Here is a 25444-nt window from a genome sequence, read left to right as displayed (position 1 = left end):
CGCTCGCCCAGATCTGCCTACCTTGAATCTACCCCTGGCATGGGAAGTCAATATCAGCAGCCTCCAATCCGAGCAGCCGCCTGCAGGGGCACATCTGGCTGAGCTTGCAGCCCGCAGCGCAGCCGCCGCACATACGGATCCTGAGGATCCAACTCCCGCAAGAACTCAGTGCGGGCATTGGAGGGGAATTGGAAGCGAGCCGACACCGCGCTGGGACGACGGGCAATTTGCAGGCCCACATCGTAGCCGAAGCGGCGATTGGGCGGGTAGTAGTAGTCGTAGCCCCGCACAAAGGTTGGATCGGCTACCAGATCGGGTGGCTCAAAGCTGTGCTGCAGGAAGGGGCCGGTAGCATAGGTGCTGTAGTTGAGCTGGATCATCGAGCCGCTGAAAAAGAGGTTGACATCTCTCCACAGCTCGTTGAGCCGCAGGAAGTTGTGCATGCCCCCGCCCGTCTGATTCAGCCGAGACGGGATCACACCGCTGATGGCAATGGCATTTACCCGCGTTTCCCTGGCCGGCTGGAGCTGCCGGTTTTGGGTGCCGTTGTCGTTGCGGCGGCGCTGGTTCACATCGGTTGAAGCCAGCTCCTGGAAGCTCGGGATGGGAATGGGCCGACGGGTCACCTCATCCAGGATTACCCCCAGCACAGGGTTGTTGCCGGCAAAGCCGGTGGTGGGCTTGTTCAGATCCAGGGTGAAGGGCTCTACGTCCACCCACTCCGGTTTATTGCCACTGCCGCCATCCCGATCAACCTGCACCTGGATGGTGTTGCCGTTGGGCTTGACGTAGAAGCAGAGGCCATTGCGAATATCTTCACTGCCCTTGTGGTTAATGTAGTATCCGTCCGCATACTTGGACGCGGGAGTGTAGGCTTGGGTCGCGGCGCTTTTGTTGACGCGGGCGTAAGGGTTGAGCGCCATCTGGGGTTGGATCTCTAGCTCTGGCCGATCCGGCAAGTCTAACCCAAACAGTGGATCCCGCTCCAAAACATTTGAAGGCTCCTCCGGATCCCAAATGCCATTCTTGTTGAGATCCTCGAAGGTAGGATCGGCACCTTTAGGAGAGGTACGCAGAGTGCTGGGGCGGCTGTCACCGGTGTAGGCGGTGTACTTGAAGCGGTCGTTGAAGTTGGGGCGAAACACCCCCGGTACCCAGAAGCCACCGTCGGTGGGAGTGACCTTTTCTTCTGAGTCACAGCGAACAGTTCCATTGGGATTGAGCAATCGCCGCCGCAGTTGCCGCGCCCAGTCGTCGGTGCCTAGGCTAAGAGTTCCGGAAATCGGAGAAGCACCACTCTCGGCAGGGCGAATGCCGGGTTCTTTGCTGGGGTTGGCGATCTGGCTGGAGAGCAAATTGCCTCTCAGTCCGGCGCGGGCAGCATAGGCGGGCTCACCAAACATCCAATTGAAGGCCGCCTGCAGAGCCTCGGCAGGGTTGGGCCACTTGGGCGGCTTGGGCACTCCCGCCTTCACCTCCAGCACCGGCGAGAGCTGCGGCTCCAGAGCAATGGTCACGCCTTCAGTAGAAGCCTTGGCCACCGTGTTCACGCCGATCGTCTCCGGCTCTGGATCGGCTTGGATTTCGTGGACAGGGCGCAGCTCCACCGTGTTAGGCTTGGCCGCCATCCACTCGCCGAAGGGGCTCTTGCCGGGAGCCTCAGGGGCAAAGGTACCTGGCCCACAGGGCTTGCCGGTACAGGTAATCGTCTGGCTCTCGGTTTTGGTGGCCGGACAGGTGGGGCTGTTATTGGGGCCTTTGGTGCCAGTACGGGTTTGGTCGAGCGGCTGGCTAGTGCCGCAGGCAATGGTAAGACTGCTACAGTCAGGAGTCCAAGGCCCAAAGGTGTAGTCATTGCAAATGGCCGGGCAGGTGACCGTCTGGGTTTGCTGCCTGGTGGTGGTTCCGCAAATCGAGGTGCAGGTTTCGGTGCGGGTCTGAGTTATGGTCAGGCCGCCATTGGCCACCGTGCACGCAGGAGTCCAGTCTGTATAGGTGCAGGTAGCCCCCGGAGGTTGGCAAGTGATGGTTTGGTTTTGGGTTTCAGTAAAGGGGCTTTGGCTGGGACACAGCGGCGTAACCGTGCGGCTGCGGCTCTGCGTAATGGTAGCCCGGCTGCACTGCTGCTGCTGGGTACACTGAGGCGTCCAATCCGACCAAGGCCCGTAGTTGTACTGCGGCTGGCAGGTGATCTGCCGAGTTTCCGGCGTTGGCGCGCTGCCAGGGCAACCGGCAGGCAAGGTGGCCGTTCTGGTTTGGGTGATGGTGGTGGCCACACAGATGTCGGTTCTACATGCAGGACTCCAGTCTGTCCAGATGGGATTGCAATTGAGAGGGGCTTCGCAGTACTTCTGGTTGGGTAACAGAGGTTTATTCCGATCCGGCTGGCAAGGCTTGTTGACCGGCGGCAGCGGCTTCAGGTACCGCAGGTCGTAGTCTTCTGGATCGCTGTCATCGCGAGTGGCAAAGCGCAGGAAGGCACCGCTGGTATTTTCGTAGGTCTGGATCTCCACCAAGTAGGGAGAAGGCCCAGATGGAGGTGCACACTCCAGCTCCACCCGCAAGGTGGTCTGGTTACTGCCGCCATCCTGCCAAGTTTCGGCGCCTGCAGCATTTGGCCCTAGGTTGAGGAAAGTGCTATTCGAGGCGGACGCATTGGCAAAGGTGGCTGTAGAGCCGTCGCGGCGCCGAATAATAATCCGCGCGCCATCGTCGCTGAAGAGACGGTAGCTCTGTAGGCCAGGCCAACGGGGATACAGCTCCCCTACCCAGCGCACCACGAAAAAGTCGTTGCCGTTGTTGTTGCCGTTGTTTGTCCCACCACTTCTGCGCCGCCAGCAGGAGCGCTGGAAGTTGAAGTGACTTGGAAAGTTGAGGTCATCCGCGTCGATGGGCGGCAGGCTGTTGTTGCCACCGGGCTCCCCACAACTGGGCATCCAGAACCAATCGCCGCGATCCCGCCGATCGGGGCTGCCAGGCGGTAGTGACAAACTGCAGAGGGGCTGCAGAGCGTCAACCAATGTGCCGTTGCAGCTGGGGGGATTGTTGTACAGCCGCCGTTTGAAGGGGGAGCGCGAGTCTATGCTGTTATTGCTGCCAAAAAAGTACTGGAAGCCTCCCCAAGAGGGGAAACCGCTACCGCTGCGGGCAAAGAGGGCTAGGTTGGTCGGGTTATCGATAGCATTGCGCACGCAGGCCCAGCGTTGGTCGTTGGTGCCACTTGGATTACAGGTAGGCGCACTGGTGGTATAGCCATTGTTGTACTGACCAATGGCGTCAGGTACTCCTTGCGCCGGGAACACCGGATCCGGCCAGCGCACTGCCCGCAGGTAGGGCAGGTTGCGATCTTGAGCCCCTGAGAGCAGAGGGCCCACAGTCCCGTTCGTGGCAAACCCTGTGTTGCGTTCGTACTGGTCTCTCGGGCTAGTCAGCCAGCCGTTGTAGTACTCGGCCAGCAACCCAGAGCCACCGGGATCCGGGCAGGGTCCCAGCGGAGCCACCAGCACCCAGCGGGAGGTATCCAGCACCGGGTTGCCCAAAGCCGAGATGCGCACACCAAAGTTGGCATAGCCCGTATCGGGCGCCCGCAAGGGCCGCACTGCCGGCACGCCACCGCCCGCCGTTCTGTCATCGTTATTGGGATCCGAATCGGCGTTGTCGAAGGGAGCCAGAATGGTGTCGCGGGCAAACACATCCGGCCAACCCGGCTGGTTGAGGTTGTCGCCCAGGTTCTGGGCCCCGTTCGTGTTGTCAAAGCGCAGAACCCCAGCGCTGTTGGGATCCGGAGCCGGCCAGTTGTTGCCCCGGATCACCAGCGCTTGGTTGAGGAAGGAGGTGTTGAATCCCAGGTTATCCCTGTCCTTCTCACCCCTGAGACAGCCGTAGTAATCCCACCGCCGAGGGGCTGATGCCCGCCCACCGTTGTAGTCCTGCCCGGGGTTGTAGTTAACGCCGCCGCCATTGAGGGTGCCATCCTGGACAAAGGCATCATCAATGCTGCCATCGCAGAAATCGGCAGAGAGGATGTTCACCGAGTCGCCCAACACGTCGCTCGGCCGCCAGAGATCCTCCGCCGCCCGGGCAAAGCGCCGGTCTTCATTGGCCCGCCGCCGCCCGTAGAAGTTGCTGTAAAGACCGTCTGCTCCGAAGGCAAGGCGAGTGGTAAACTCCTCCAGGGGCTCGCCGCTCTTCGTCTGATGCAGGTTAAAGTCCCCTTGGATATAAACGGGGTTGTCGGAAATGAAGGAGAGGCCAAAAATCGCGTCATCAGGGTTGAACCCACCCCGGGCCAGCACCGCCCCGTTGCGCAGCCGGAAGCCGTAGGGCCGCCGATCCGGATCGGCATAGTAGTCCACCGGTTTGGGGCTGAGTCCACCTGGATTGGAAACAGGGGGATCCCAGACCGTTTGACCATTCTCCGTGCCGCGACCTGGCTGACCGGCGTTCATGATGCCGGCGCTGCCCAAAGTGCCGCGGGCGTTTGCCTCTCGCCAAGCTTGTTGATAGGCAGCAAAGGTGCCCAAGGGCGGGCGGGCAATGGCATCCTCCCGTACCGCATCTTCCCGGAAGGCGTAGAAAATGCCACCCTCGCGGCCTTCTTGCACACCGGCAGGCAGCCAAGTATCTCCGTTGATCAACCCGTTGTTCTGTCCGTTGACGTTGTTGGTCAGCAGGGCCAGGTCGATGTTGAGGGCCCGCACCGCCATCGCCTCGCGGCCATCGTAGAAGACGGAATCTTTGAAGGGCACGCGATGACACTCGTCACCAATCCGAATCAGCTCAAACTGGTTGCTGTTGGGGCCAGCAGCAGTGCAATTGGCTGGGACATGGGGCAAAGCCCAGTTGCCAATTCCAGGACGGGGCTCCAGAGCAACCTCGTTTAAGTTGGTTACAGCCTGATAGCTGACTGTGCTCGGAAGGAAGGAGTAAGCGCTGCGCCGCTCCGTTTCCAGGGTATCCGTCTGGTTGAAACTGGTGGTCGGGAAAATGTAGCGCAGCGGCAGATAAAACCGATTGGCCGCCTCTCGGTTCCCGGCACGGCTGGCTTGAATGTCGTTCCAGAGGGTTTGAGCCGCTGGATCCCCGGCATTGGCAGCCGCCTCAATGCGGAGCATGTTGTCGGCCAGCATGCCCAACATGCAGCCTGCCGTTTGCAGTGTCGATTGATCCGCCAAGCTGAGGTTTGTCGGGTTTTCAATGATTCGCCGCAGCTCCGAGAAGTTGCCAAAAGCCGTAATAAACGGATCCGGGTGAATGCGGCCCGCCTCTTGACGCGGCGGATAGGCCCCATCGGGATCGCCGGCAAAATTGGCCAGGTTGGTGAGGGCCGTCCACAAGGGGGTGCCCGGAGCTAGCCGAGCCTGCATCGGGGTTGGGTCATACTCCCAAACGTTGGTGCCCTCTCCAGTAAAGAAGTTGATGCCCAGTTGAGTGCGCTGGTCGCCGGTAGGGAAGGTGGAAGCCCGCTGCAAGCTCCAGGGAGAGCCGGGGTGGGCTACCGTGGCCAGGCAAGCAATGGGGAAGCGCCCATCTCGGTGGCTGTAGTGGTAAACGGCAGTGGCCTGCACCGCCGCTGGGTTATCTCGCAGGGTTAGCCGTTGCCGCGCCTCGTTGCTGATGAAAATGGCCTGCAGCTTGGTGGGATCGTTGGGATCCCCGGGCGGCACCAGAGGCAAAGGCAAAGAATCGGTGCGGGTTAGTTCCAGCCGCTGCCCGACAATTACCCGCAAGCCCTCCACGCGGGCCCGCCGCTCCCAGTAGCCATCCAGCCCCACCTCGGCAAGCACACCTGGGGGTGGGTCGTCTGCAGTGAGGGATTCCCCCAGCTCATTTTCGGCATCATCCGGGATCCGGCCACCTGCCCTGGCATTGTTGAACTTTTCCGCAAAAGTGGGCACGTTGCAACCGTTCTGCGGGTCGGGCGTTACGGGTGGACGTTCGTAGCTGGCCTTGGGCCCAAAGCGGTTGTCGGCCCGATACACATCGTCCACGTAGGGAGGGCAGGTCTGGTCGGCCCCGGCCTGAAAACCGCCCGCCTTAATCCGTCCGGGGTTGGGATCGCGCTTAGCGTTGAGGGGAGAAGCCGCCCATCCCGATGCATCTTGGGCATAGGATCCCCGGGTGCGAATGCGACCGAAAAGGTGGAGCTCCAACGGATCCAAAGCCACATTTTCTGGCTCTACCTGGTTTTGCACCGAGTCAAAATTTAAGTTGTTCAACCGAGCCAACACAGTCGGCTCTCTATCTTGCTGGCCAGAGTGAACATCGAAAATCAGGGTATCGCTCACCTGCTGGCCGGCATAGCCAATAGCCCCAGCCACCAGCTCTCCAAAGGCAGTGATTTCGGAGTTGTCGGGGGGCATGTAGAAGCAGGATTGCTCCGAGCTGATGGTGAAAGCCCGGAACAAGTTGTTGGGGGCATAGCGGAAGAAAAGGCTGCCGCCGGCGTAGATGGCGCCGTTCCAGTTGTAGCCGGGGGTGAAGAAAAACTCTAGGTCGCCGCGGCTGAAGGCCCCCCACTTGTTCAGCAGATCCCGCTTCCGATCCTGCTGGAATTGCAAAGCCGAAATGGCGCGGGTGGTGGAGTCGGCCCCCTCAAGCGGCAAGGTAACGGCAAAGACCTGAAAGGGCTTGTACAGCGCCGTGCCCACCTGGAACCAGTCCCCCACGTTGGGGTTAATCGTCTGCTGAGCGGGGTTATCGGTACAAGGGCCCAGAGCGGAGCCCTGTAGGGGGCCACTGCGGATCATCAGGCGCCGCGCCCGCTCCGTATCCGTTAGCTGGCTATCCTCAAAGCCGGCGCCAGCAGCCCGACGGGTGTTAAGGATGGTATAGGCGGTTACGGAGTCGTTGACGCCGTTGTTGTCGGTGTCCGCCAAAAACCACCAGGCTGGCGCCCGCACTTGCTGAATGTTGCTTCCGATCACAAACTGAGTTTCATCGGGGAGGATGTAGGGATTATTCTCATCCCTAGGGATTAGTTCTTCCTCCCCGTCATTAATCAAGGCTGCGACAAGCTGCGCATCGGTGGGGGTACCGGCGGGAAGGCGAGGATCCCGTACCAGATATTCGATCTTGGCCCTGGCCCGGTCGATGGCGGCATTCAGTTGCCGGCTGACGGTTTGCCCTGCCCGTTCCACCTGGGTTTGGATGCTGCGCTGAGTGGAGCGGGTCAGCAGCCCCACCGTCACCAAGCTCAAGACCAGCACGATCAAAATGGCAACCGGCAGGACAAAGCCCCGCTCTCGAATCTTGCGCCGATCCACCCGTGCTTTCAAAGAGGCGAGCAAGCGCAGGGTGAGCTTGAGCAGCAGCGTGGAAGGAGCAGACATACCGTATCTCGGACAACGTGAAGGGGAAGGCGGCACCCCAGGGATCCCTTGTCAAGATGCCAAGCTAGCAACAGTATGGCGGTGATCATGGCCGCCGCAAATCCCCACCTCTGGGGGGAATCCCCAAGCCCTTTCTCCAATTCACAAGATCCCCAGTTGCTGCGCCTTGAGCAGGGCGGTGACACGGTCGCTAGCATCCAGCTTGCGGTAGGCGGTGCTGGCATATTCTTTGACGGTTTCGATGCTTAGGCCCAGACGGCGGGCAATCTGTTTGTTGGCCAGGCCCTCGCTCATCAGTTGCAGCACGCACAGCTCGCGGGGGGTGAGCTTGGGCAGCTCCTGTCGGGCAGGCAGCCAGTCTCGTTCGGGGTTGGACAAAATCTGACGGATGACGCGGGCCAATTCCGCCGGGTCGGTCTCTTTGGAAAGGTAGCCTTTGGCCCCGGCGCGGCGGGCTGCCTCAATCAGACCCGGCTCCTGAAAGGTGGTCATCATCACCACCACCACCGGCAGGCCCAGCTCGGTGATTTGCTGGCAGGCGGCGATCCCATCCCCATCCGGCATGCGCACATCCAAAATGGCTACGTCGATGGGGCAACTGCGACAACAGTTGACGGCCTGGGATCCCGTCTCGGCTTCGGCCACCACCTCAAATCCTTGGGCTTGCAGGGCAAACTTCAGCCCCAGCCGGAAGAGGGGATGATCGTCGGCAATGAGAACGCGGACAGGGGAAGTCATGGCAGGGGATCCCAGCCGAGGGGGGTGCTGATTTTAATCTGCCCAAGGGGGGATCCCAAATAAAGCGCCCTCACCCCCAGCCCCTCTCCCTTGGGGAGAGGGGGGTTATGGCTTCACCAAGACCATGCCGCGGGCCTGGGGGTCAAAGGTGGGATCCAGCCGGGTTTGGGCATTGTACAGGGCGCCGGTCAGATCCGCCCCCTCCAGAAAAGCGCCTCGCAGGTCGGCCCCCCGCAGATCGGCATTGTGTAACTTGGCCCCTGTGAGGTCGGCGCCGGTGAGGATGGCTCGACGCAAGTCGGCCCCGCTTAAGTTGGCCACCTGCAGATTGGCACCCGTCAGATCTGTCTGCTGCAGGTTGGCCTGCGCCAGATCGGCTTCCCACAAGAAAGCCCCTGCCTGAGCTGAGCCACTCAGATTGGCCCCTCTCAAATCGGCCAGATTGAGGATTGCTTGGGAGAGGTCGGCAGCTTGGAGATTGGCCTGTCTGAGGATCGCTTCTTTTAGGTTGGCCCCACTGAGGTCAGCTCCCGGCAGTTCTGCCCCCGTTAGGTTGCAGGCGGGGCAATCTTTGCTGGGAAAAACAATTTGGGAGCGGCCCAGTTGGGCATCCAACTCCAGTTGGGCAAAGGCCGAAGCCCCTGGGAAGACCACCCAGCCGAGCAAACTCGCCCCACCCCAGAGCTTTGTGAACCGGAGCCATGCCATTCTTTTCACCGGATCCCCTGCACTGGCGATGGTAGCTGCTCCGGAGCCCAAGCGCTCCCCCTCACCCCCAACCCCTCTCCCCAAGGGAGAGGGGGGTTTTGAGTGGCTGGCAGTGGGGGCAAAAGTGAGCCGACCGACCTGCCAGCTTCATCCGCTGAATTGGGGTGCCACAGAGGCGACAGGGATCCCCTTCCCGACCGTACACCCACGCCTGCCCCTGGTAGTTGCCGTTGAGCCCACGCAGATCCCGGTAATCCCGCAAGGTGGTGCCCCGCTGCTCCAGCCCGGCCCGTAACACCTCGATCAAAGCTTCTCGCAGGCGTGCCTTGGCCACATCCGAAAGCTGAACTGCTGGCGTCAAAGGGTGAATGCCGCTCAGAAACAGGGCTTCGTCGGCGTAAATGTTGCCCACCCCGGCTACCAGCGATTGATCCAGCAGCGCGGTTTTAATAAGACGGCGGCTCTTCTGCAGGGCAGCCTGGAAATAGGCCTCAGAAAAAGCTGGCGAAAAGGGCTCCGGCCCCAAGGTCTGCAGGGTGGGGATCACCGCCTCCAGCTCAACACCGGCGGGCACCAGCCACATCTGGCCAAAGGTGCGCTGATCCACAAAGCGCAAGTCCCACCCTTCCTCGAAGGCCAAACGAACACGAGTGTGAGCTGATAAAGGGGTGGATCCCTGCACCCAGAGCAACTGCCCGGTCATGCGCAGATGCACGCCCAGAACAGCTCTCGAATCCAGGGATCCCAGGAGATACTTTCCTCGCCGCTGCCACTGGGTAAAACGGGTGCCAATCAAGCTCCGCCCAAACATCTCCCCTGCAGGGTAGGCAATGGTGCGGGCCAGGAGCACCTCCACCGCAAGTATCCGCGGCCCCAAGGTGAGGCGTTGCAAATCTTGCCGAACTGTTTCAACTTCCGGCAGTTCAGGCACAGAACGACTTGCTCAAGAACACAGTCCCCGGCATCAGAACCCTTGTTGGTTTAGCTGGCCGGAGCGGCTTTGGCCTTGGCCTTGGGAGCTTCCAACACTTCCAGCTCATCTTCGCGGAAGTTGTTGGTGTTGATGTTGTAGTAGTTGATCTTGTCAAAGCGGACGATCACCGGGTAAAGAATGCCGCTGGTATCCACCGCCGCAACCGTTCCCACATCCCGGTACCAGTAGGATTCTTTCCGCAGCACACGGACTTTGGCACCACGCTGAATTGCCATGAGGGTTATCTCCATTGACCTGAACTCAGATTACCCTAGTCCGTGAGAAGGCTGCGATTTCCGAATTTTTGTAACAGGGATCCGCTTTTGTCTGGCTGGGTTTTCGGGGCCAACAGCAGATGAACCGTCGCACCTGTGGAGCCTGGCTGTTGGGTTCTGCTTTGACCTGGGGCTTGCAGGGGAAATCTGCAGGGCTGCCCCATCCGCGCGATTTTGCCGCCGTCCTCAACCTGAACACCGGTCGTTTAACAAGGGTTTGGCAGCCGGAGCAGGCTTCCAGAATCAGGGCCAGCCCTGGCTCAACCGTCAAATGCGCCGTTGCCGCCGCTGCTCTGCAGACCGGGATCAGCTCTGGGGAGCGCTTGATCCACTGTCCGGGTTGGTGGGATCCGCCGCCGCAACTGGGGTTGGGCCGCCTACCCTGCTGGGATCCCCGCGGCCATGGGGCTTTGAACTTGCGCCAGGCCCTGGCCCACTCTTGCAACGTGCATTTTTACCAGTTGGGCTGGGAGCTGGGGGCCGATACCCTGGTGGAGTGGCTGCGGCGCTTCGGCCTAGGGAGTGTGCAGAATACAACTCCGGCTCCGCTCTTGGCGACCGGTCTGGCTGGGCCGGTAGATCCCTGGGAGCTGTTGGTTTATGGGGGCGTGATTGCCCGCCGCGGTGTTCCCCTTTCTGGCGAGGTCTCCCTGCCTGCCCTCTCTTTACCGGCTTGGATTTGGGAGGCTCTCCATGCCGGCATGAGCCTGGCGGCAACAGCGGGCACCTGTCGCGGCATTGCCCCAGAAGGGATCCCAGTGGCAGCCAAGTCTGGCACCATCCTCAATCCTCAACGACGAGGACGACCAATTCTCTGGGCAGAAGATTTTCAAGCCTGGTTGCTGGCCTTTTGGCCCCTGCCGGATCCCAACTGGACGCTGGTGCTGCACCTGCATCAGGGCAAAGCCTATGAGGCGGCCATTCCCCTGGCGCGGCAGATCATCGCCGCCATCGGCAGCGGGTGACCACCTTGCTTGCGATCATGAAGAAATGCAAACTATACTGAAGGTCAAGTGCCGTTCTCGTTTTCGTTCTTTACGGATCCCACTCCCCGTCGTTCCCATTTACCCTGGAGGTTCTCATGTCTAATCCCAATTTGTCTGAGCCCAAGTTTGGCTTTAACGAGTATGCCGAGCGCCTCAACGGTCGGGCTGCCATGATTGGCTTCGTGTTGGCCATTGTCATCGAAGCGGTGACGGGCCAAGGCGTTGCTTCCTGGCTGGGCCTGATCTAAGAGACCTCAACTTACCGCCTTTTGGCTTTTCCTTGGGTCTGCTGGCTTGCAGGCCCTTTATTGTATTGAGCAGGAAGCTTGACTGCACCAGTTGTAGCCGTTCTGAATGGCAACAAGGCTTGAGCGGGCACCAACTACTCCAAGCAATTCCGACAGCGCCGAATCTTTCCCTTTCTCCCTCTGAGGGAGGAGCTGGTGTGAGGGTATCCCACTAGTTCCATTAGATGATCCCTTCCTGCCGCTTGGCGATTGGCATGCGCCAGCCGGTGCCGAAGGCGCGATCGGTAATGCGTAGCCCAGGGGGAGCTTGGTGTCGCTTGAACTCGGCATTCTGAACCAGCCGCAGCACGTGCTGCACCGTGTCGGGATCGAACCCTTGAGCCACCAACTCGGGGCTGGATTGATGCTGCTCGATGTGCCGCTGCAGGATCTTGTCCAGCAAATCGTAGGGGGGCAAGCTGTCGCTATCTTGTTGGCCGGGTCGCAATTCTGCCGAGGGGGGCTTGGTCAGAGTAGCAAGCGGGATCCGCTCCTGCTGTCGGTTGATCCAGCGAGCCAAGCGGTACACCCAGGTCTTGGGCACATCGGAGATCACCGCCAGGCCGCCGGACATATCCCCGTAAATGGTGCAGTAGCCCACTGCTAGCTCTGATTTGTTGCCTGTGGTCAGCAGCAGCCGCCCGAACTTGTTGGAAAGGGCCATGAGGAGGGTGCCGCGAATGCGAGATTGCAGGTTTTCTTCCGTGATGTCTGGGGGGAGGCCGGCAAAGGGCTCTGCCAAAAGCTGGTGGTAGCTCTCCATGATGGACTGAATCGGCAGCTTCAGGGTCGGGATCCCCAGGTTTTGCGCCAGTTGGTAGGCGTCGGTCAGGCTGCCAGGGCTGGAATAGGGAGAGGGCATGAGCACCCCCAGCACCCGCTCCGGCCCCAAGGCATCGGCGGCGATCACAGCAGTGACGGCAGAGTCGATCCCCCCCGACAGGCCCAATAGCACCTCGCGAAAGCCACATTTGCTGACGTAATCGCGGGTGCCCAAAACCAACGCCTCGTACAGCTCAGCTTCCGGCTCGGTCGGCCAGCGGGATCCCGTAGTCGGTGGATTCTGGTCTGGGTTGGGAGACTGGGTCAACTCGTCCACATCCAGGATGAGCTGATCCGGCTGAAAGGCAGCCGCTTGGGCCACAACCCGACCCCAGCGATCTAGGGCGCAACTGGCCCCATCGAAGATCAAATCATCATTGCCCCCCACCTGATTGACGTAGAGAATGGGCAGGGCGTGCTTGCGGGCCAGGGAGCCCAGCATCTCCACCCGCAACTTCTGTTTGCCCAGGCTGAAGGGGGAGGCCGAGAGGTTAATCAGCAGGTCGGCACCGCAGCGGGCCATCTGTTCCACCGGATCCCAGTGGTAGCGACGGTGCTGCCAAAAATCCCGGTCGTTCCAAATGTCTTCACAAATGGTAAAGCCCAGGCGGCGGCCACGGTACTCGATGGGTTGGGGCTGGGATCCCGGCTCAAAATAGCGATCTTCGTCGAAGACATCGTAGGTGGGCAAGAGCGACTTCTGGAACCAATGGCGGATCTGGCCCCCCTCCAGCCAGGCAGCAGCATTGTAAAGGGGCCGACCCTCAGGCAGAGGATTGGGCTGCACGGATCCCACGACCACCGGAATGCTGGCCTGTAGCCGACTGGCCAAGTGCTGCAAAACTTGGTTCGCTCTCTCGATCAGGGCCGGGTAGAGCAACAAATCGCGGGGTGGATATCCCAGCAACGCCAGCTCCGAGGTGATGGCCAACTCTGCTCCCGCCGCCGCCACTGCCTCGACTGCCGAACGGATGCGCTCGGCATTTCCGCTTAGATCGCCGACGATGTAGTTCAGTTGCAACAGCGCTACCTTCACCCTGCCCCCCATATGGTAAATCTCACCATAAGTGGCCCAAACCGAATCGTCAACAAGATTCTGCTGCGGGCAAGCGAAGAATAAACGTGGTTTGGTGGGCAGTGCTTTCCACCTGCAAAGAGCCGCCCAAGTGGTTGGCAATGGCTTGGGCCAGAGCCAATCCCAAGCCTGTTCCCCCCTGCTGCCAGGGATCCGAGTGGGGGATGCGATAAAACTGCTCGAAAATGCGTTCTTGTTCTTCGAGGGGAATGGTGGTGCCCGTGTTGGTCAAGCGCAGCTCCCAGCGGTCGGAACCTAAAGCAACAGCCTCTAGGACAATGTGTTCGCCGGCGGGCGTGAATTTGTGGGCATTGGTCAAAAGCTCACAGACCAAGCGCTCCAACAGGCGAGGATGGGTGTGCAGATAGGGCAGGTGGGGATCCCAGTGAACTTGTAGAGTTTGCTGCCGCTTGCGCATCTGGTCTTGGAACCGATTGATGAGAGGTGCCAAAAGGAAAGGCAAGTTAACCTTCTCAGAGGGCAGCGTAAGCCTATCGCCCAACAAAGTTTGTAGATCCAGAAGATCGTTAATTAGGGAGATCTTTCGCTTGCACTCCTGCTCCAGAACCTCAAGATATTGAATTTGCTTAGGGGTAAGGGGGGAGGTTTGATGGCTTAACCTTAACAGGTGAACCGAGAGGTTCATGCTGTTGAGGAGAGTGCGCAGCTCATGGGAGACGGCGGCCAGGAAGTTATCCCTAATTTGGCTGAGCTTTTTCAATTCCGTCACCTGAGCCTGGCTGCTGAGGTAGAGCCTGGCCTGTCGCAAGGCAATCGCGCACTGGGCCGCCATTTGCTGGGCCAAATCGATTTCCCAATCGCTAAAACTCTCCTCAGGAGGCCGAGCCAGCCACAGATCCCCAAGAATGCCCTGATCGTCCGCAATGGGGCAGGCCAGCTTGGTCAAATAAGGGGGCAAAGTGTCGGGATCCCGTTGGCGATCCCGAGCGCACAGTTGAAAGCACCAGCCTCGCCATAGCTGTTCGTAGAAGAGGGGAAAATCTTTCATCTGAACCCGAGCGCCGATCCCAGAGGTCGAAAGCGTCGTGTATTCATAGCTGATCAGGGAGTAGGTTCGGCGGCTATCGTAAAGGCCGACATTGCAAAAAAGAACGCCCAAAAATTTCCCCAGCTCGTTCACAACCGTCTGCAAGATCTGCTTTTCGTCCAGAGTTGCCCGTATCTGATGGGTAAGGCGGCGCAGAATCGATTCAAACTGCAGACTGCGTTCCAGTTGCTGGGTTCGCTGTTGCACCAGGGCTGTTAATTCAGCTTCTCGTGTTTGCTGGGCCAGCTCCAAACGCTTACGCAGAGTAATATCACGCACCAAAACAATGGCCTCATCCGGCCCAAAGGGCAACAGACGGGCCTCGCGATATTCCGGCAATGCTTCCGCAGTGTCTTGAGAAGTTTTGGGAAGCGGATATTCAATAACCTGAATTTCTCCCGTTTGAAAGGCTTTCTCCAACAAGGGAGCAAAGTAGATTTTCCAATGCTCTGGAAACAGATCCTGAATGTACTGGTTAGGATAGCGGTCATCGGGATAGGCCGATGCAAATCCTTTGGGGGGCTTGTAGGACAGGATTAGCCCTTGCCGATCCACTTGCAAAAGCATATCTGGGATCGCTTCGTAAAGAGCGCGGTAACGTGCTTCGCTGCGGGCCAGATCGGCCAAACTTTCTCGCAGGTGAGTTTCGGCCCTTTTTCGCTCGGAAATATCTTCTAGAAATTGGATGGCAAACAGAGGCTCGTTTTGAGCGTTTCGCACCGCGAAGAGTTGTAAGCGAACCCAGATCTCTCTGCCATCTTTACGGCAAATCACCTTTTCATATTCATAGTTGTTGGTGTACCCGGAAAGCAGTTCATTCCAGAGTATCTCGCCCCGTTCTCGGTCTTCGGGATAGGGAGTGTAATCTTCCGCTTTCAGAGCTGACCAATCTTCCTCGCTATACCCCGTAATCTCTGCCATTGCCGGGTTGAGGCTGAGATACTGGGGATCAGGATCCAGGCTCATCAGAGCAATCCCTTGGCTACAGGAGTTGAAGATCCCCTGCAATTGGTTTTGAATTTCCTCAAGAGCAGATTTGATGGATCGGCGCTCGCTAATATCATCCAGGAAGTGAACGGCAAATAGAGGCTTTTGTTCTTCATCTCTCACAACATAAACCTGAGACTTTACCCAGATGATTTGGCCATTCTTACGGGTGTAGCGATGTTCCCATTCATAATGACTGCGCCGGCCATCAACCAACTCCTGCCAAAGTTTTTTTAGAGTTTCAACATCGGCCAAGTCTGGGATACAAGCCTCCAGAGGCAAAGCCTTCAATTCCTCTGCAGAATATCCTGTTATATCCTTGAGGGCTGAGTTCATGCCATGCGGACTAGCTTCTGGCTCAAGAGGCAGCAGAGAGATGCCCAAATTGCAGGACTCCACAATTCCCCAGAATCGCTGTTGAATCTCCAACAAGGCCAGCTCTAGCCGCTTGCGCTCGGTGATATCTTGAATGCAGCCAAGCACGCAATCTGCTCCGTAGGGAACTATGCAAATTTCTTGGTAACGGAGCTCTCCCGCTGAGTTGGTTAGGGGATATTCCAAGGTTTGCCGGGATCCGCTGCTCAAGCAACGGTCAATCAGCCTCCGGAGTTGGTCGCTAACCTCAGGGCCGAACAGCTCTTGCACTGCTTTTCCCTGAAGGTGCTCTGCTGGGAGTGAGGCAACACAAGCATTCTCCGGGGAAGAAATCAGCTCTAGGCATTGGCCTTCTTGGCTAAAGATCATTAAGGTTTGTGGGATAGCGCAAACCAGCCTTTCGTAGCGGAGCTGGCTCTCTGCAAGCGCTTGTTCAGCCCGCTTCTGTGCCGTGATGTCTTCCACATACCCCTCAAAACAGAGGGGATCCCCTGCCGGATTGCGGACAACTTGAATTTGTTCTCGCACCCACAAGTCCAAGCCCTTGCGACTGTGGATCAAAAACTCTCGCGCCACTCTCCCGTCGCCGACTTTGCCTGCAAGCAAATCCTGGAAAAACTGGCGACGACCGGCAGCGTCAGCATAGAGATGATGGCCAAAATCCGACAGATGGCGCATCAAATGGGCAGAGGAAGTATAGCCGTATATCTCGGCAAGCTTGGCATTGGCAAACCGGTATCGTCCCTGCAGATCCACACGAAAGATCCCAATGGGGGCATTTTCCAGGAGCACATCAAGTTCGGCCAGCATCAGGATCCCCTATTGGCAAGCAGTACCAGGGCACTAAGAACGTCTGACCCTGAGATTATGTATCATTTCTGCCTTAAGCGATGTTTCCCGCACTACAAGTTCCCCCCTAACCCCGTAAAATCACGGGCGAGGAAGGGCGCTTAGGTTTCTGTGGATATCACCCCACCGAGTGCTGGGGGAGCAGGGATCCCTGCGCGGATTCTCAACTACTCCACCTGCGCTGTCTCCGGGGATCCCGCCTGAGTTTCTGGGTGAAAGTAGCGGTAAATCTGTCGGGCAATCTTCGGGCCAATGCCGGGCACTTGAGCCAACTGGTCTTCTGAGGCCACCTGAATGCGGGCAATCGACCGAAATTCTTCCATCAGCAGCTTTTGCCGATACTTGCCCAAGCCGGGGATCTCGTCCAGCGTAGAGGCATGCTGACGCGCTTTCCGTTGCTGGCGATGAAAGGCGAGAGCAAATCGGTGGGCCTCATCTCGCAGGCGTTGCAACAACAAGCGAGCCGGATCTTGGGCCGGCAACCGCAGGGGCACGGGATCCCCCGGCAGAAAGATCTCTTCTTCTCGTTTGGCCAAGGCAATTACCGGCAGGTGATCCAGCCCCAAATCTGCCAAGACGGCCATGACTGCCGACAACTGCCCCTTGCCCCCGTCGATGAGCACCAAATCCGGCTGATCCTCAGGGGTCATTTTGCTGAAGCGACGCCGGGCCACTTCTGCATGGCTGGCAAAATCATCGGAGTGACCGGGGCGCACCTCAGGGTTGCGAATCTTGTAGCGGCGGTAGTGCTGTTTGGCAGGCAGGCCATCGATGAACACCACCTGACTGGCCACAGCATCGGATCCCTGGATGTGGGAAATATCGTAGGCTTCTAGACGGCGGGGCACATCCGGCAAATCCAAGACTTCTGCCAAGCGCTCCAAGGCCGCGGCATCCCGATCCGCCAAGCGCTGAGTGCGGGTTAGCTCCAGTTGTGCATTCCGCTCAACCAACTCGATCAACTCAGCTTTGCTCTGCCGTTGGGGGGCAACAAGGCTGACCTTGCGGCCTTTTTTCTGGCTCAGCCAAGACTCCAGAAAATCGTGATCGGGCAATTCATACTGGGTCAAAATCTCAGAGGGAATTTCCACCGGATCACAGTATTGATAATGCTCTTGTAGAACCCGCTGCAAAATCAACGCCGGATCATCGCCCCGATTTTCGGCCACAAACCCCAGCCGCCCCACCAACTTGCCTGCCCGCACCTGAAACAATTGAATGCAGGCTCGTGAATCATTCATGGCCAAGGCCAGAGCATCACGGCTGACGGTAGAGTTAGGCAAAGAGACCTTCTGGGATTCTCCCAATTGTTCCAAACCGCGAATTTGATCCCGATATCGTGCGGCTGCCTCATAATTTTCCTGTTCGGCGGCCTGGATCATCTTCTCCTGCAGCTCTCGGATCAGCTCATCTGTCTGGCCTTGGAAGATCATGGCCACTTGAGTCAGCGTTTTGCGATACTCTTCTGGGCTGATCAAGCCTTGGCATACCCCGGGGCAGCGCCCAATGTCGTAGTTCAAACAGGCGCGATCTTTGTACAGAGGTTTGGGCCGTTGGCGCAAGGGAAAAATCCGTTTGACCAACCCAAGGGTATGGCGCAACAGGCCAACATCGGTGTAGGGGCCATAGTATTTGTCTTGATTTCGATCAAGGCGACGATGGCGGGTGATGTAAAGCTGGGGATAAGGCTCCGACCAGGTAATACACAAATAGGGATACTTTTTATCGTCCTTAAGGAGAACATTATAAGGGGGCTGATGGGTCTTAATCAGATTGTCTTCTAGGGCTAGGGCTTCACTTTCATTGTCGGTTACGATAAACTCGATCTCGCAAACCTGAGCTACCATGCGCTGAATGCGAGGGGACAGGTCGCCGGTGAAGCGGAAATAAGATCGCACTCGAGAGCGCAATTTCTTGGACTTGCCTACATAGAGGATCTGATCCGTGGCATCTCGCATTAAATACACGCCGGGTTCAGCAGGAATCTCCTTGAGACGGCTCTCTAGAACGTCACGGCTGTGAATCAGAGGGACGGTCATAAAGTTCAGTTCTACCGGGTAGAGTCAGGGATCCCATGACTTCAATCTAGCAAGGATATGGCTTTTCTCGGCAACACTGACTCCAACCCATGTGGAGACACAGTCATTCTGAACAATCATTCTGAACAAGTTTGGGAAGCTCGTCCTGCTTTCAAGCTCCAACCTGCTAGCACAAATGGCAATAGCTCGTCGCATCGCAGGATCAAAGTACCTCTTTTGACGGGTAGACCTCCATGATTTGGGAAGGATAAGTTGATTTGTGATTAACGTAATTTTGTCCAGAGTTCTGGTAGTTCATTTACATAAGATATAGCAGCAATGGAAAGTCGCTTAAGTTTATTAACTAGGGATATATTGACTTCTGAGACAATCTTTTGAGTAGATTCAGATATAAATTGCCTGTGACAATCCTGGCATCGATAATGCTGCTTTCCATTATGGATCTTGTCGTATCTAAGTTAAAAGAATGACGGCTTGGGCAAGTCAGCATGAGCTTACTCAGAAACACGAAAAATCTAGGGTAATAGTATCATTGCTCCCAGAGCACCACCAGTATAGTCAATAGGGCAAGGGCTCCGTCCCGCTGGCGCGACCCGAATCTCTGAGCTCTATCCTTACAATTGAGCTCCTGGATCCTGGCCTATGTCTTGCTGCAGGGCGGCCAAGTCTATCTTTGGCTTCTGGGTCTTGACTTTTGTCGGCCTGAGGTCTTCTAGGTTCAGCCAGCGATAGACCGTTGCACGCCTGACTTTGTACATCTGTTGTACATCTGTGGGGTTGCCCTCTTCCTGGACATACCCTACGGCTGTCTCCCTACCGCAGTTCTCCACAGGGCCAGTTGCCAGCGAGCGGAGCCGGTGTGAGCTGGCGCATTCGCCCTAGCTTTCTCAGATCGTCCGCAGTCCGTCGGGGAAAGCTGCAGAAGAAACTCGAAAAATCTGTTCATGGCGAGCTTTTTTGTCTTTACTTCGCTGATCCGATTGCCCCAACGGTTGCCCTGTTGGCAAGAGCCAGCCGTGACTTGAGACTGCCCCCCTTTTCCTGTCGGATTGGAGTGCGATATGCTGGTTTTCCACCTCTGAAAGCGTGATTTATTCCAAACTGTTTTTACTCCTATGAATCCCCATCCCTCTCAGGTCTCGGCCCCTATCCTGCAGGAAAACTGGCACTTTCAAGAGCGGGATGCTTGCGGGGTCGGCTTTTTGGTGAATCAGCAGGGGAGAGCCAGCCACGACCTCTTGCAGAAAACCCTTCAGGCCCTCACCTGTATGGAACATCGGGGTGGCTGTGGCGGCGACGGCCAGAGCGGTGATGGGGCGGGCATTGCAACGGCAATCCCCTGGTCGCTGTTGCAGGCAGAGAGGGAAGAAATTCGAGCTTGGGATCCCACTCACAGCGCGGTGGGGATGGTCTTTTTGCCTCAGGATCCTGCTGAGTGTCAGGCGGTGCAGCAGGTGATCGATGAGTACTTGACCACCACCGACTGGCAGCGGGTGGTTTGGCGGCAGGTACCGGTCAATCCCAATTGCCTGGGGCCGATGGCGCGGCAGACCATGCCCTCCATTTGGCAGATGCTCCTCACCCATCCCACGCTGGAAGGAGACGAGCTAGAGCAGCAGCTCTATCTGTTGCGGCGGCGCATTCGGCGGCGGGTAGAGGCTCGGTTTGGCTTTTATGCTCTGTATTTTGCCTCTTTGTCCTGCCGGGTTGTCGTTTACAAAGGCATGGTGCAATCGTCGGTTCTGGGCCAGTTTTATCGAGATCTGCAAAACCCCCTCTACACCACCACCTACGCCACCTACCACCGCCGCTTCAGCACCAATACCCTGCCGCGTTGGTCGCTGGCTCAGCCTTTCCGCTACCTCTGCCACAACGGCGAGATCAACACCTACCTGGGCAATGTCAACTGGATGGCCGCCCGCGAACAAACCCTTTCCCATCCCCGCTGGGGTACAGCGGTCGAGGATCTGAAGCCGATTATTGACCCGGGCACCAGCGACTCAGCAGGTCTGGACGCTGTGTTTGAGCTGTTGATTCAGTCGGGCTACTCCACTCAGCAGGCGATGATGGTGCTGATCCCGGAAGCCTATCGCAACCAGCCAGAACTGCAGAATCACCCGGAAGTGGTGGATTTCTACGAGTTCTTCGGCGGCCTGCAGGAGCCTTGGGATGGCCCGGCGATGGTGGTTTTCTGCGACGGCAAAACCATCGGGGCCACGTTGGATCGCAATGGCCTGCGCCCAGCCCGCTACGCTCGCAGCCGCGATGGTCTGCTGGTGGTGGCCTCGGAAGCTGGCGTGGTTCCTCTGCCGGAGACCGACATTTTGGAAAAAGGGCGGCTAGGCCCGGGGCAGATGCTGACGGTGGATCTGCAGAGCGGGCAAATCTGCAAAAACTGGGAGATCAAAACCCAGGTGGCAGCCCAGCACCCCTACGGCGAATGGCTCAAAGCCCATCGCGTTCAGCTCAGCACCCAAGGCTTTGAAAATACCCCTCACCTCTCGGAAGAACAACTGTTACAAGCCCAAACCGCCTTCGGGTACTCCTCAGAAGATGTGGAGATGATCATCGAGGAGATGGCGGCTACGGGCAAGGAGCCCACCTTCAGCATGGGGGACGATGCGCCGCTGGCTGTGCTGTCCACCCAGCCTCATCCCCTCTACGACTATTTCAAGCAGCGCTTTGCCCAGGTCACCAACCCTGCCATCGATCCCCTGCGGGAGAGCCTGGTGATGTCTTTGGATGTGTATCTGGGATCCAAGGGCAACCTGCTGGAGATCCGCCCTGAGCATGCCCGCCTGTTGCAGTTGCGCAGCCCGGTGCTCAACGAAGCGGAGCTGGCCGCTCTGCAGCATACCCCTTTTCCCTGCCACACGCTCCCGATTCTCTACCCGGTGGCTGCCGGCCCAGAAGGACTGGAGGTCCAGGTACGGGCCCTCTGCCAGCAGGCGGCTCAGGCAGTGCGGGGGGGAGCTGAGATTTTAATCCTCTCGGATCGCGGCCTTGATGCCGAGCAGGCTCTGATCCCACCTCTGTTGGCGGTGGGCGCCATCCACCATCACCTCATCCAGGAGGGGCTGCGCCTACGCGCTTCCCTGGTGGTGGAGACTGCCCAATGCTGGAGCACCCACCACTTTGCCTGCTTGATCGGCTACGGGGCCAGCGCCGTTTGTCCTTATCTGGCCTATGAAGCTGTGCGGCAGTGGTGGCACAAGCCCAAGACGCAAACCCAGATGGCTGCCGGCAAGTTGCCCCAGCTTTCCCTGGCCGAGGTGCAACTGAAGTACCGCGCCGCCATTGAGGCAGGGCTGCTCAAGATTCTTTCCAAAATGGGCATTTCTCTGCTCTCCAGCTACCACGGAGCGCAGATTTTCGAGGCCATTGGCCTGAGCCAAGAGGTGATCGATCTGGCCTTCCGCGGCACGGTGTCGCGGGTGGGAGGCATGACGCTGGCGGATCTGGCCCGCGAGGGCATGGTGAATCACCAGCGGGCCTTTCCCGAACTCACCTCGAAAAAGCTGGAGAACTTTGGCTTTATCCAGGCGCGGCCCAAAGGCGAATACCACATCAACAGTCCAGAAATGGCCAAACTGCTGCACAAGGCCATCGAATCGGGTCAGCCTGCCCACTATGAGATCTACAGGGCGCACCTGCGCAGCCGCACCCCCACCGCGTTGCGAGACCTGCTGGATTTCCGCAGCGACCGGGATCCCATTCCCTTGGAGGAAGTGGAACCGGTGTCGGAGATTTTCAAACGCTTTGCCACAGGTGGGATGTCCTTGGGGGCCCTCAGCCGCGAGGCCCACGAGACCCTGGCCATTGCCATGAACCGCATCGGCGGCAAGTCCAACTCCGGTGAAGGCGGGGAAGATCCGGAACGATACCTCCCCATCACCGATGTAGGCCCAGATGGCACCTCGGCCCGCTTTCCCCACCTGAAGGGACTGCGGATGGGGGACAACGCCAGCTCGGCGGTGAAGCAGGTGGCCTCGGGCCGCTTTGGCGTGACACCGGAGTATTTGCTCAACGCGCGGCAAATTGAGATCAAAATTGCCCAGGGGGCCAAGCCGGGCGAGGGGGGGCAACTGCCGGGCAAAAAGGTCAGCCCCTACATCGCCAAGCTGCGCCGCTCCAAGCCGGGGGTGACCTTGATCTCGCCGCCGCCCCACCACGACATCTACTCCATCGAGGATCTGGCGCAGTTGATCTTCGACTTGCACCAGGTGAACCCCCAGGCACAGGTGTCGGTGAAGCTGGTGGCGGAGGTGGGCATCGGCACGGTGGCGGCAGGAGTAGCCAAGGCCAACGCCGACATCATCCAAATCTCCGGCCATGAAGGGGGCACAGGGGCTTCCCCCTTGAGCTCCATCAAACATGCCGGGGCACCTTGGGAGTTGGGCCTGGTGGAGGTGCATCATACCCTGCTGGAAAACGGCCTACGGCAGCGCTCCATCCTGCGGGTGGATGGCGGCATTCGCACGGGTTGGGAAGTGGTGATGGCGGCCATGCTGGGGGCAGAAGAGTTTGGCTTTGGCACGGTGGCCATGATTGCGGAGGGGTGCATCATGGCGCGGGTGTGCCACACCAACAACTGCCCTGTGGGAGTGACCAGCCAGAAGGAGGAGTTGCGCAAGCGCTTCCCCGGCACGCCAGATCACGTGGTGACCTTCTTCACCTTTGTGGCGGAGGAGGTGCGCCAAGTCTTAGCGCAACTGGGCTACCGCTCTCTGAAGGAGGTGATTGGACGGGTGGATCTGCTCTGTCCGCGGGCCGATGCCGTTCTCCAGAAAACCCCATCCTTGAACTTGGAGTGTCTGCTGCGAACTCCCCCCGGTTTTGATCCCAACACCCTGCCCGACTGGTTGGAGCATGAGCCGGTGCATTCCAACGGCCCGGTGCTGGATGAGCAGATCCTGGCTCAGCCGGAGGTGCAGAAGGCGGTGGAAACCTGCGGCACGGCCACGGTGGAGATCCCTATCGCCAACACCGACCGCTGTGTGGGCGGGCGCATTGCCGGAACCTTGGCCCGCTTGTACGGAGATACCGGCTTCGCCCAACAGGGGGGGCAGTTGGATCTGCGCTTTGTCGGCAGCGCCGGCCAGAGCTTTGGCGCTTTTACACTGGCGGGGATGCGCCTGACCCTGACAGGAGAAGCGAATGACTACGTGGGCAAGAGCATGTGTGGCGGCGAGATCGTCATCCTGGCTCCCCCTGAGGCGCCCCGCGATCCGGCGGAAAATGTAATCCTGGGCAACACCTGTTTGTACGGGGCCACGGGCGGATCCCTGTTTGCCAACGGCCAGGCGGGGGAACGCTTTGCGGTGCGCAACTCGGGAGCGCAGGCGGTGATCGAGGGATCCGGCGACCACTGCTGCGAGTACATGACCGGTGGGGTGGTGGTGGTGCTGGGGCGGGTGGGCCGCAACCTGGGAGCGGGGATGACCGGCGGCCTGGCCTATGTGCTGGATGAGGAGGGCAACTTCCCCGCCAAGGTCAACGGGGAGATCGTGCGCATTCAGCGGGTGCAGACAGCAGCAGCAGAGGCACAACTGAAGAGCCTGATCCAAGAGCACTATCGCCGCACCCATTCCCCCAAAGCGGAGCGCATTCTGCAAAATTGGGAATCCTATTTGCCTCTGTTTTGGCAGGTGATCCCGCCTTCGGAGGAGGGCAGCGAGCTGACGGATCCCTTGCGATCCCAGCCGCTGGCAGTGGAGTCTTAAGGATCTCTCAGAGCCTGCCGGTAACACTTCTTATCCCCACGACGGCCAGAGAGGCTGGTAAACTGCGAGAGTATACCTGGCCTTTTCATCCGCTTTAAATCACTATGAGTCCCAGTTTGCAAGCTGCTCAAACTCAAGCGCGAGTGCCCACCGAGACCATCCTGACGCCGCGCTTCTACACCACCGATTTCGAGGCCATCGGCAAAATGGGCTTAGGGGATCGAGAGGCCGATTTCCGGGCCATCCTGCAGGAGTTTCGCGCCGACTACAACCGCCATCACTTCGTCCGGGGTGAGGAGTTCAACCAAGACTGGGAAAGCCGCCTGGATCCGCAGGCGCGCCGGTTGTTTGTGGAGTTCTTGGAGCGCTCCTGTACAGCCGAGTTCTCCGGTTTTCTCCTCTACAAGGAGCTGTCGCGCAAGCTAAAAGAGACCAACCCCGTTTTGGCCGAGTGCTTTGCCCTGATGAGCCGCGATGAGGCCCGCCATGCCGGCTTTCTGAACCGCGCCATGGGCGACTTCAACATGGCCTTCGACCTGAGCTTTCTCACTAAGCACAAGTCTTACACCTATTTCGCGCCGCGTTTCATCTTCTATGCCACCTATCTCTCGGAGAAGATCGGCTACTGGCGCTACATTCTCATCTACCGCCACCTGGAGGCCCACCCCGAGGATCGCGTTTACCCGATCTTCAACTTCTTCAAGAACTGGTGCCAGGACGAGAACCGCCACGGCGATTTCTTTGCGCTCATGCTCCTAAGCCAGCCGCGGCTGCTCAAGGGATGGGTGGCCAAGCTGTGGTGCCGCTTCTTCTTGCTGTCGGTGTTCGCCACCATGTACCTCAATGATGTGGGAGAGCGCCCCGATTTCTACCGCCTCATCGGGCTGGATCCCCATACTTATGACATGGAGGTAATCTACAAGACCAACCGCGAGGCGGCCAAGGTGTTCCCGGTGGTGTTGGATGTGGAAAACCCTGGGTTTGTGCGGCGGCTGCAAAAGTGCGTGGCCAACAACGCTAAGCTGAGGGAGATTGCCCGGGGATCCGGCCCCTTCAAGGGTTTGCGCAAGCTGCCCCTCTACTTGGATAACTTCTATCAGTTTTTGCGGCTGTTCCTCCTGAAACCTCGGAAAGCTGGCTTCTACCTGTGGGAGCAGCCGGAGCCCCGTTTTGAAGGAACGGCTGTTTCTGCTTGAGCCGTCTTGCCCTCAGCTTGGTACCCGTACAG

Annotated in this window: 13 protein-coding genes; 4 read left to right on the top strand and 9 right to left on the bottom strand. The window is 58.7% G+C overall.

Annotation, left to right across the window (positions count from 1 at the left end):
- Positions 1-53: 53 nt before the first annotated feature.
- The 5 genes from hpsA to NW840_RS05045 form a co-directional block, all read right to left on the bottom strand.
- Positions 54-7331, bottom strand: coding sequence for a hormogonium polysaccharide biosynthesis protein HpsA (gene hpsA, locus NW840_RS05065; protein ID WP_414342752.1), 7278 nt, complete (start codon positions 7329-7331; stop codon positions 54-56).
- Positions 7332-7472: 141 nt separating this feature from the next.
- A complete protein-coding gene (locus NW840_RS05060) occupies positions 7473-8069 on the bottom strand; it encodes a response regulator (RefSeq protein ID WP_414342751.1) in 597 nt (198 codons plus the stop codon).
- A 105-nt stretch (positions 8070-8174) separates the two neighbouring features.
- On the bottom strand, positions 8175-8777 hold the full coding sequence (locus NW840_RS05055) for a pentapeptide repeat-containing protein (RefSeq protein ID WP_414342750.1): 603 nt from the start codon (positions 8775-8777) through the stop codon (positions 8175-8177).
- 61 nt (positions 8778-8838) lie between these two features.
- The gene (locus NW840_RS05050) at positions 8839-9708 is read right to left on the bottom strand and encodes a DNA-formamidopyrimidine glycosylase (RefSeq protein WP_414342749.1); all 870 of its coding nucleotides are present in this window, start codon (positions 9706-9708) and stop codon (positions 8839-8841) included.
- Positions 9709-9758: 50 nt separating this feature from the next.
- Positions 9759-9986, bottom strand: a complete 228-nt coding sequence (locus NW840_RS05045) for a photosystem I reaction center subunit IV (RefSeq protein ID WP_414329200.1) — start codon at positions 9984-9986, stop codon at positions 9759-9761.
- Between the two features lie 119 nt (positions 9987-10105).
- On the opposite strand from NW840_RS05045, the gene NW840_RS05040 reads away from it, so the two are divergent.
- Both NW840_RS05040 and NW840_RS05035 read left to right on the top strand, forming a co-directional pair.
- Entirely contained in the window at positions 10106-10990 is an 885-nt protein-coding gene (locus tag NW840_RS05040; RefSeq protein WP_414342748.1) for a penicillin-binding transpeptidase domain-containing protein, read from the top strand.
- 116 nt (positions 10991-11106) lie between these two features.
- Positions 11107-11259 carry a chlorophyll a/b-binding protein gene (locus NW840_RS05035; protein ID WP_011429120.1) on the top strand — a complete coding sequence of 51 codons (153 nt, stop codon included), beginning with the start codon at positions 11107-11109 and terminating at the stop codon, positions 11257-11259.
- Positions 11260-11479: 220 nt separating this feature from the next.
- Here NW840_RS05035 and NW840_RS05030 read toward each other — a convergent pair whose 3' ends face one another.
- From NW840_RS05030 to NW840_RS05015, 4 genes are all read right to left on the bottom strand, one after another.
- Positions 11480-13168, bottom strand: a complete 1689-nt coding sequence (locus tag NW840_RS05030; RefSeq protein WP_414342746.1) for an NAD+ synthase — start codon at positions 13166-13168, stop codon at positions 11480-11482.
- A 37-nt stretch (positions 13169-13205) separates the two neighbouring features.
- Positions 13206-16415, bottom strand: coding sequence for a PAS domain S-box protein (locus tag NW840_RS05025; protein ID WP_414342745.1), 3210 nt, complete (start codon positions 16413-16415; stop codon positions 13206-13208).
- 206 nt (positions 16416-16621) lie between these two features.
- Complete coding sequence (uvrC, locus tag NW840_RS05020; RefSeq protein WP_414342744.1) at positions 16622-18493, bottom strand: excinuclease ABC subunit UvrC; 1872 nt, start codon at positions 18491-18493, stop codon at positions 16622-16624.
- 614 nt (positions 18494-19107) lie between these two features.
- Complete coding sequence (locus NW840_RS05015) at positions 19108-19323, bottom strand: IS630 transposase-related protein (protein WP_414329292.1); 216 nt, start codon at positions 19321-19323, stop codon at positions 19108-19110.
- A gap of 285 nt (positions 19324-19608) precedes the next feature.
- Here NW840_RS05015 and NW840_RS05010 point away from each other — a divergent pair, with 285 nt between their 5' ends.
- Both NW840_RS05010 and acsF read left to right on the top strand, forming a co-directional pair.
- Positions 19609-24216, top strand: a complete 4608-nt coding sequence (locus tag NW840_RS05010; RefSeq protein WP_414342742.1) for a glutamate synthase-related protein — start codon at positions 19609-19611, stop codon at positions 24214-24216.
- Positions 24217-24320: 104 nt separating this feature from the next.
- Positions 24321-25412 (top strand): magnesium-protoporphyrin IX monomethyl ester (oxidative) cyclase, encoded by a 1092-nt coding sequence (acsF, locus tag NW840_RS05005; protein WP_414342741.1) that lies wholly within the window; start codon positions 24321-24323, stop codon positions 25410-25412.
- The last annotated feature ends 32 nt before the right edge of the window (positions 25413-25444 follow it).

The sequence above is a fragment of the Synechococcus sp. R5-13 genome, from assembly GCF_047462015.1.
Taxonomy (GTDB): Bacteria; Cyanobacteriota; Cyanobacteriia; order Thermostichales; family Thermostichaceae; genus Thermostichus.
Note: the sequence above shows the minus strand (reverse complement) of the source record. Positions and strands in the feature narration are given on the sequence as shown.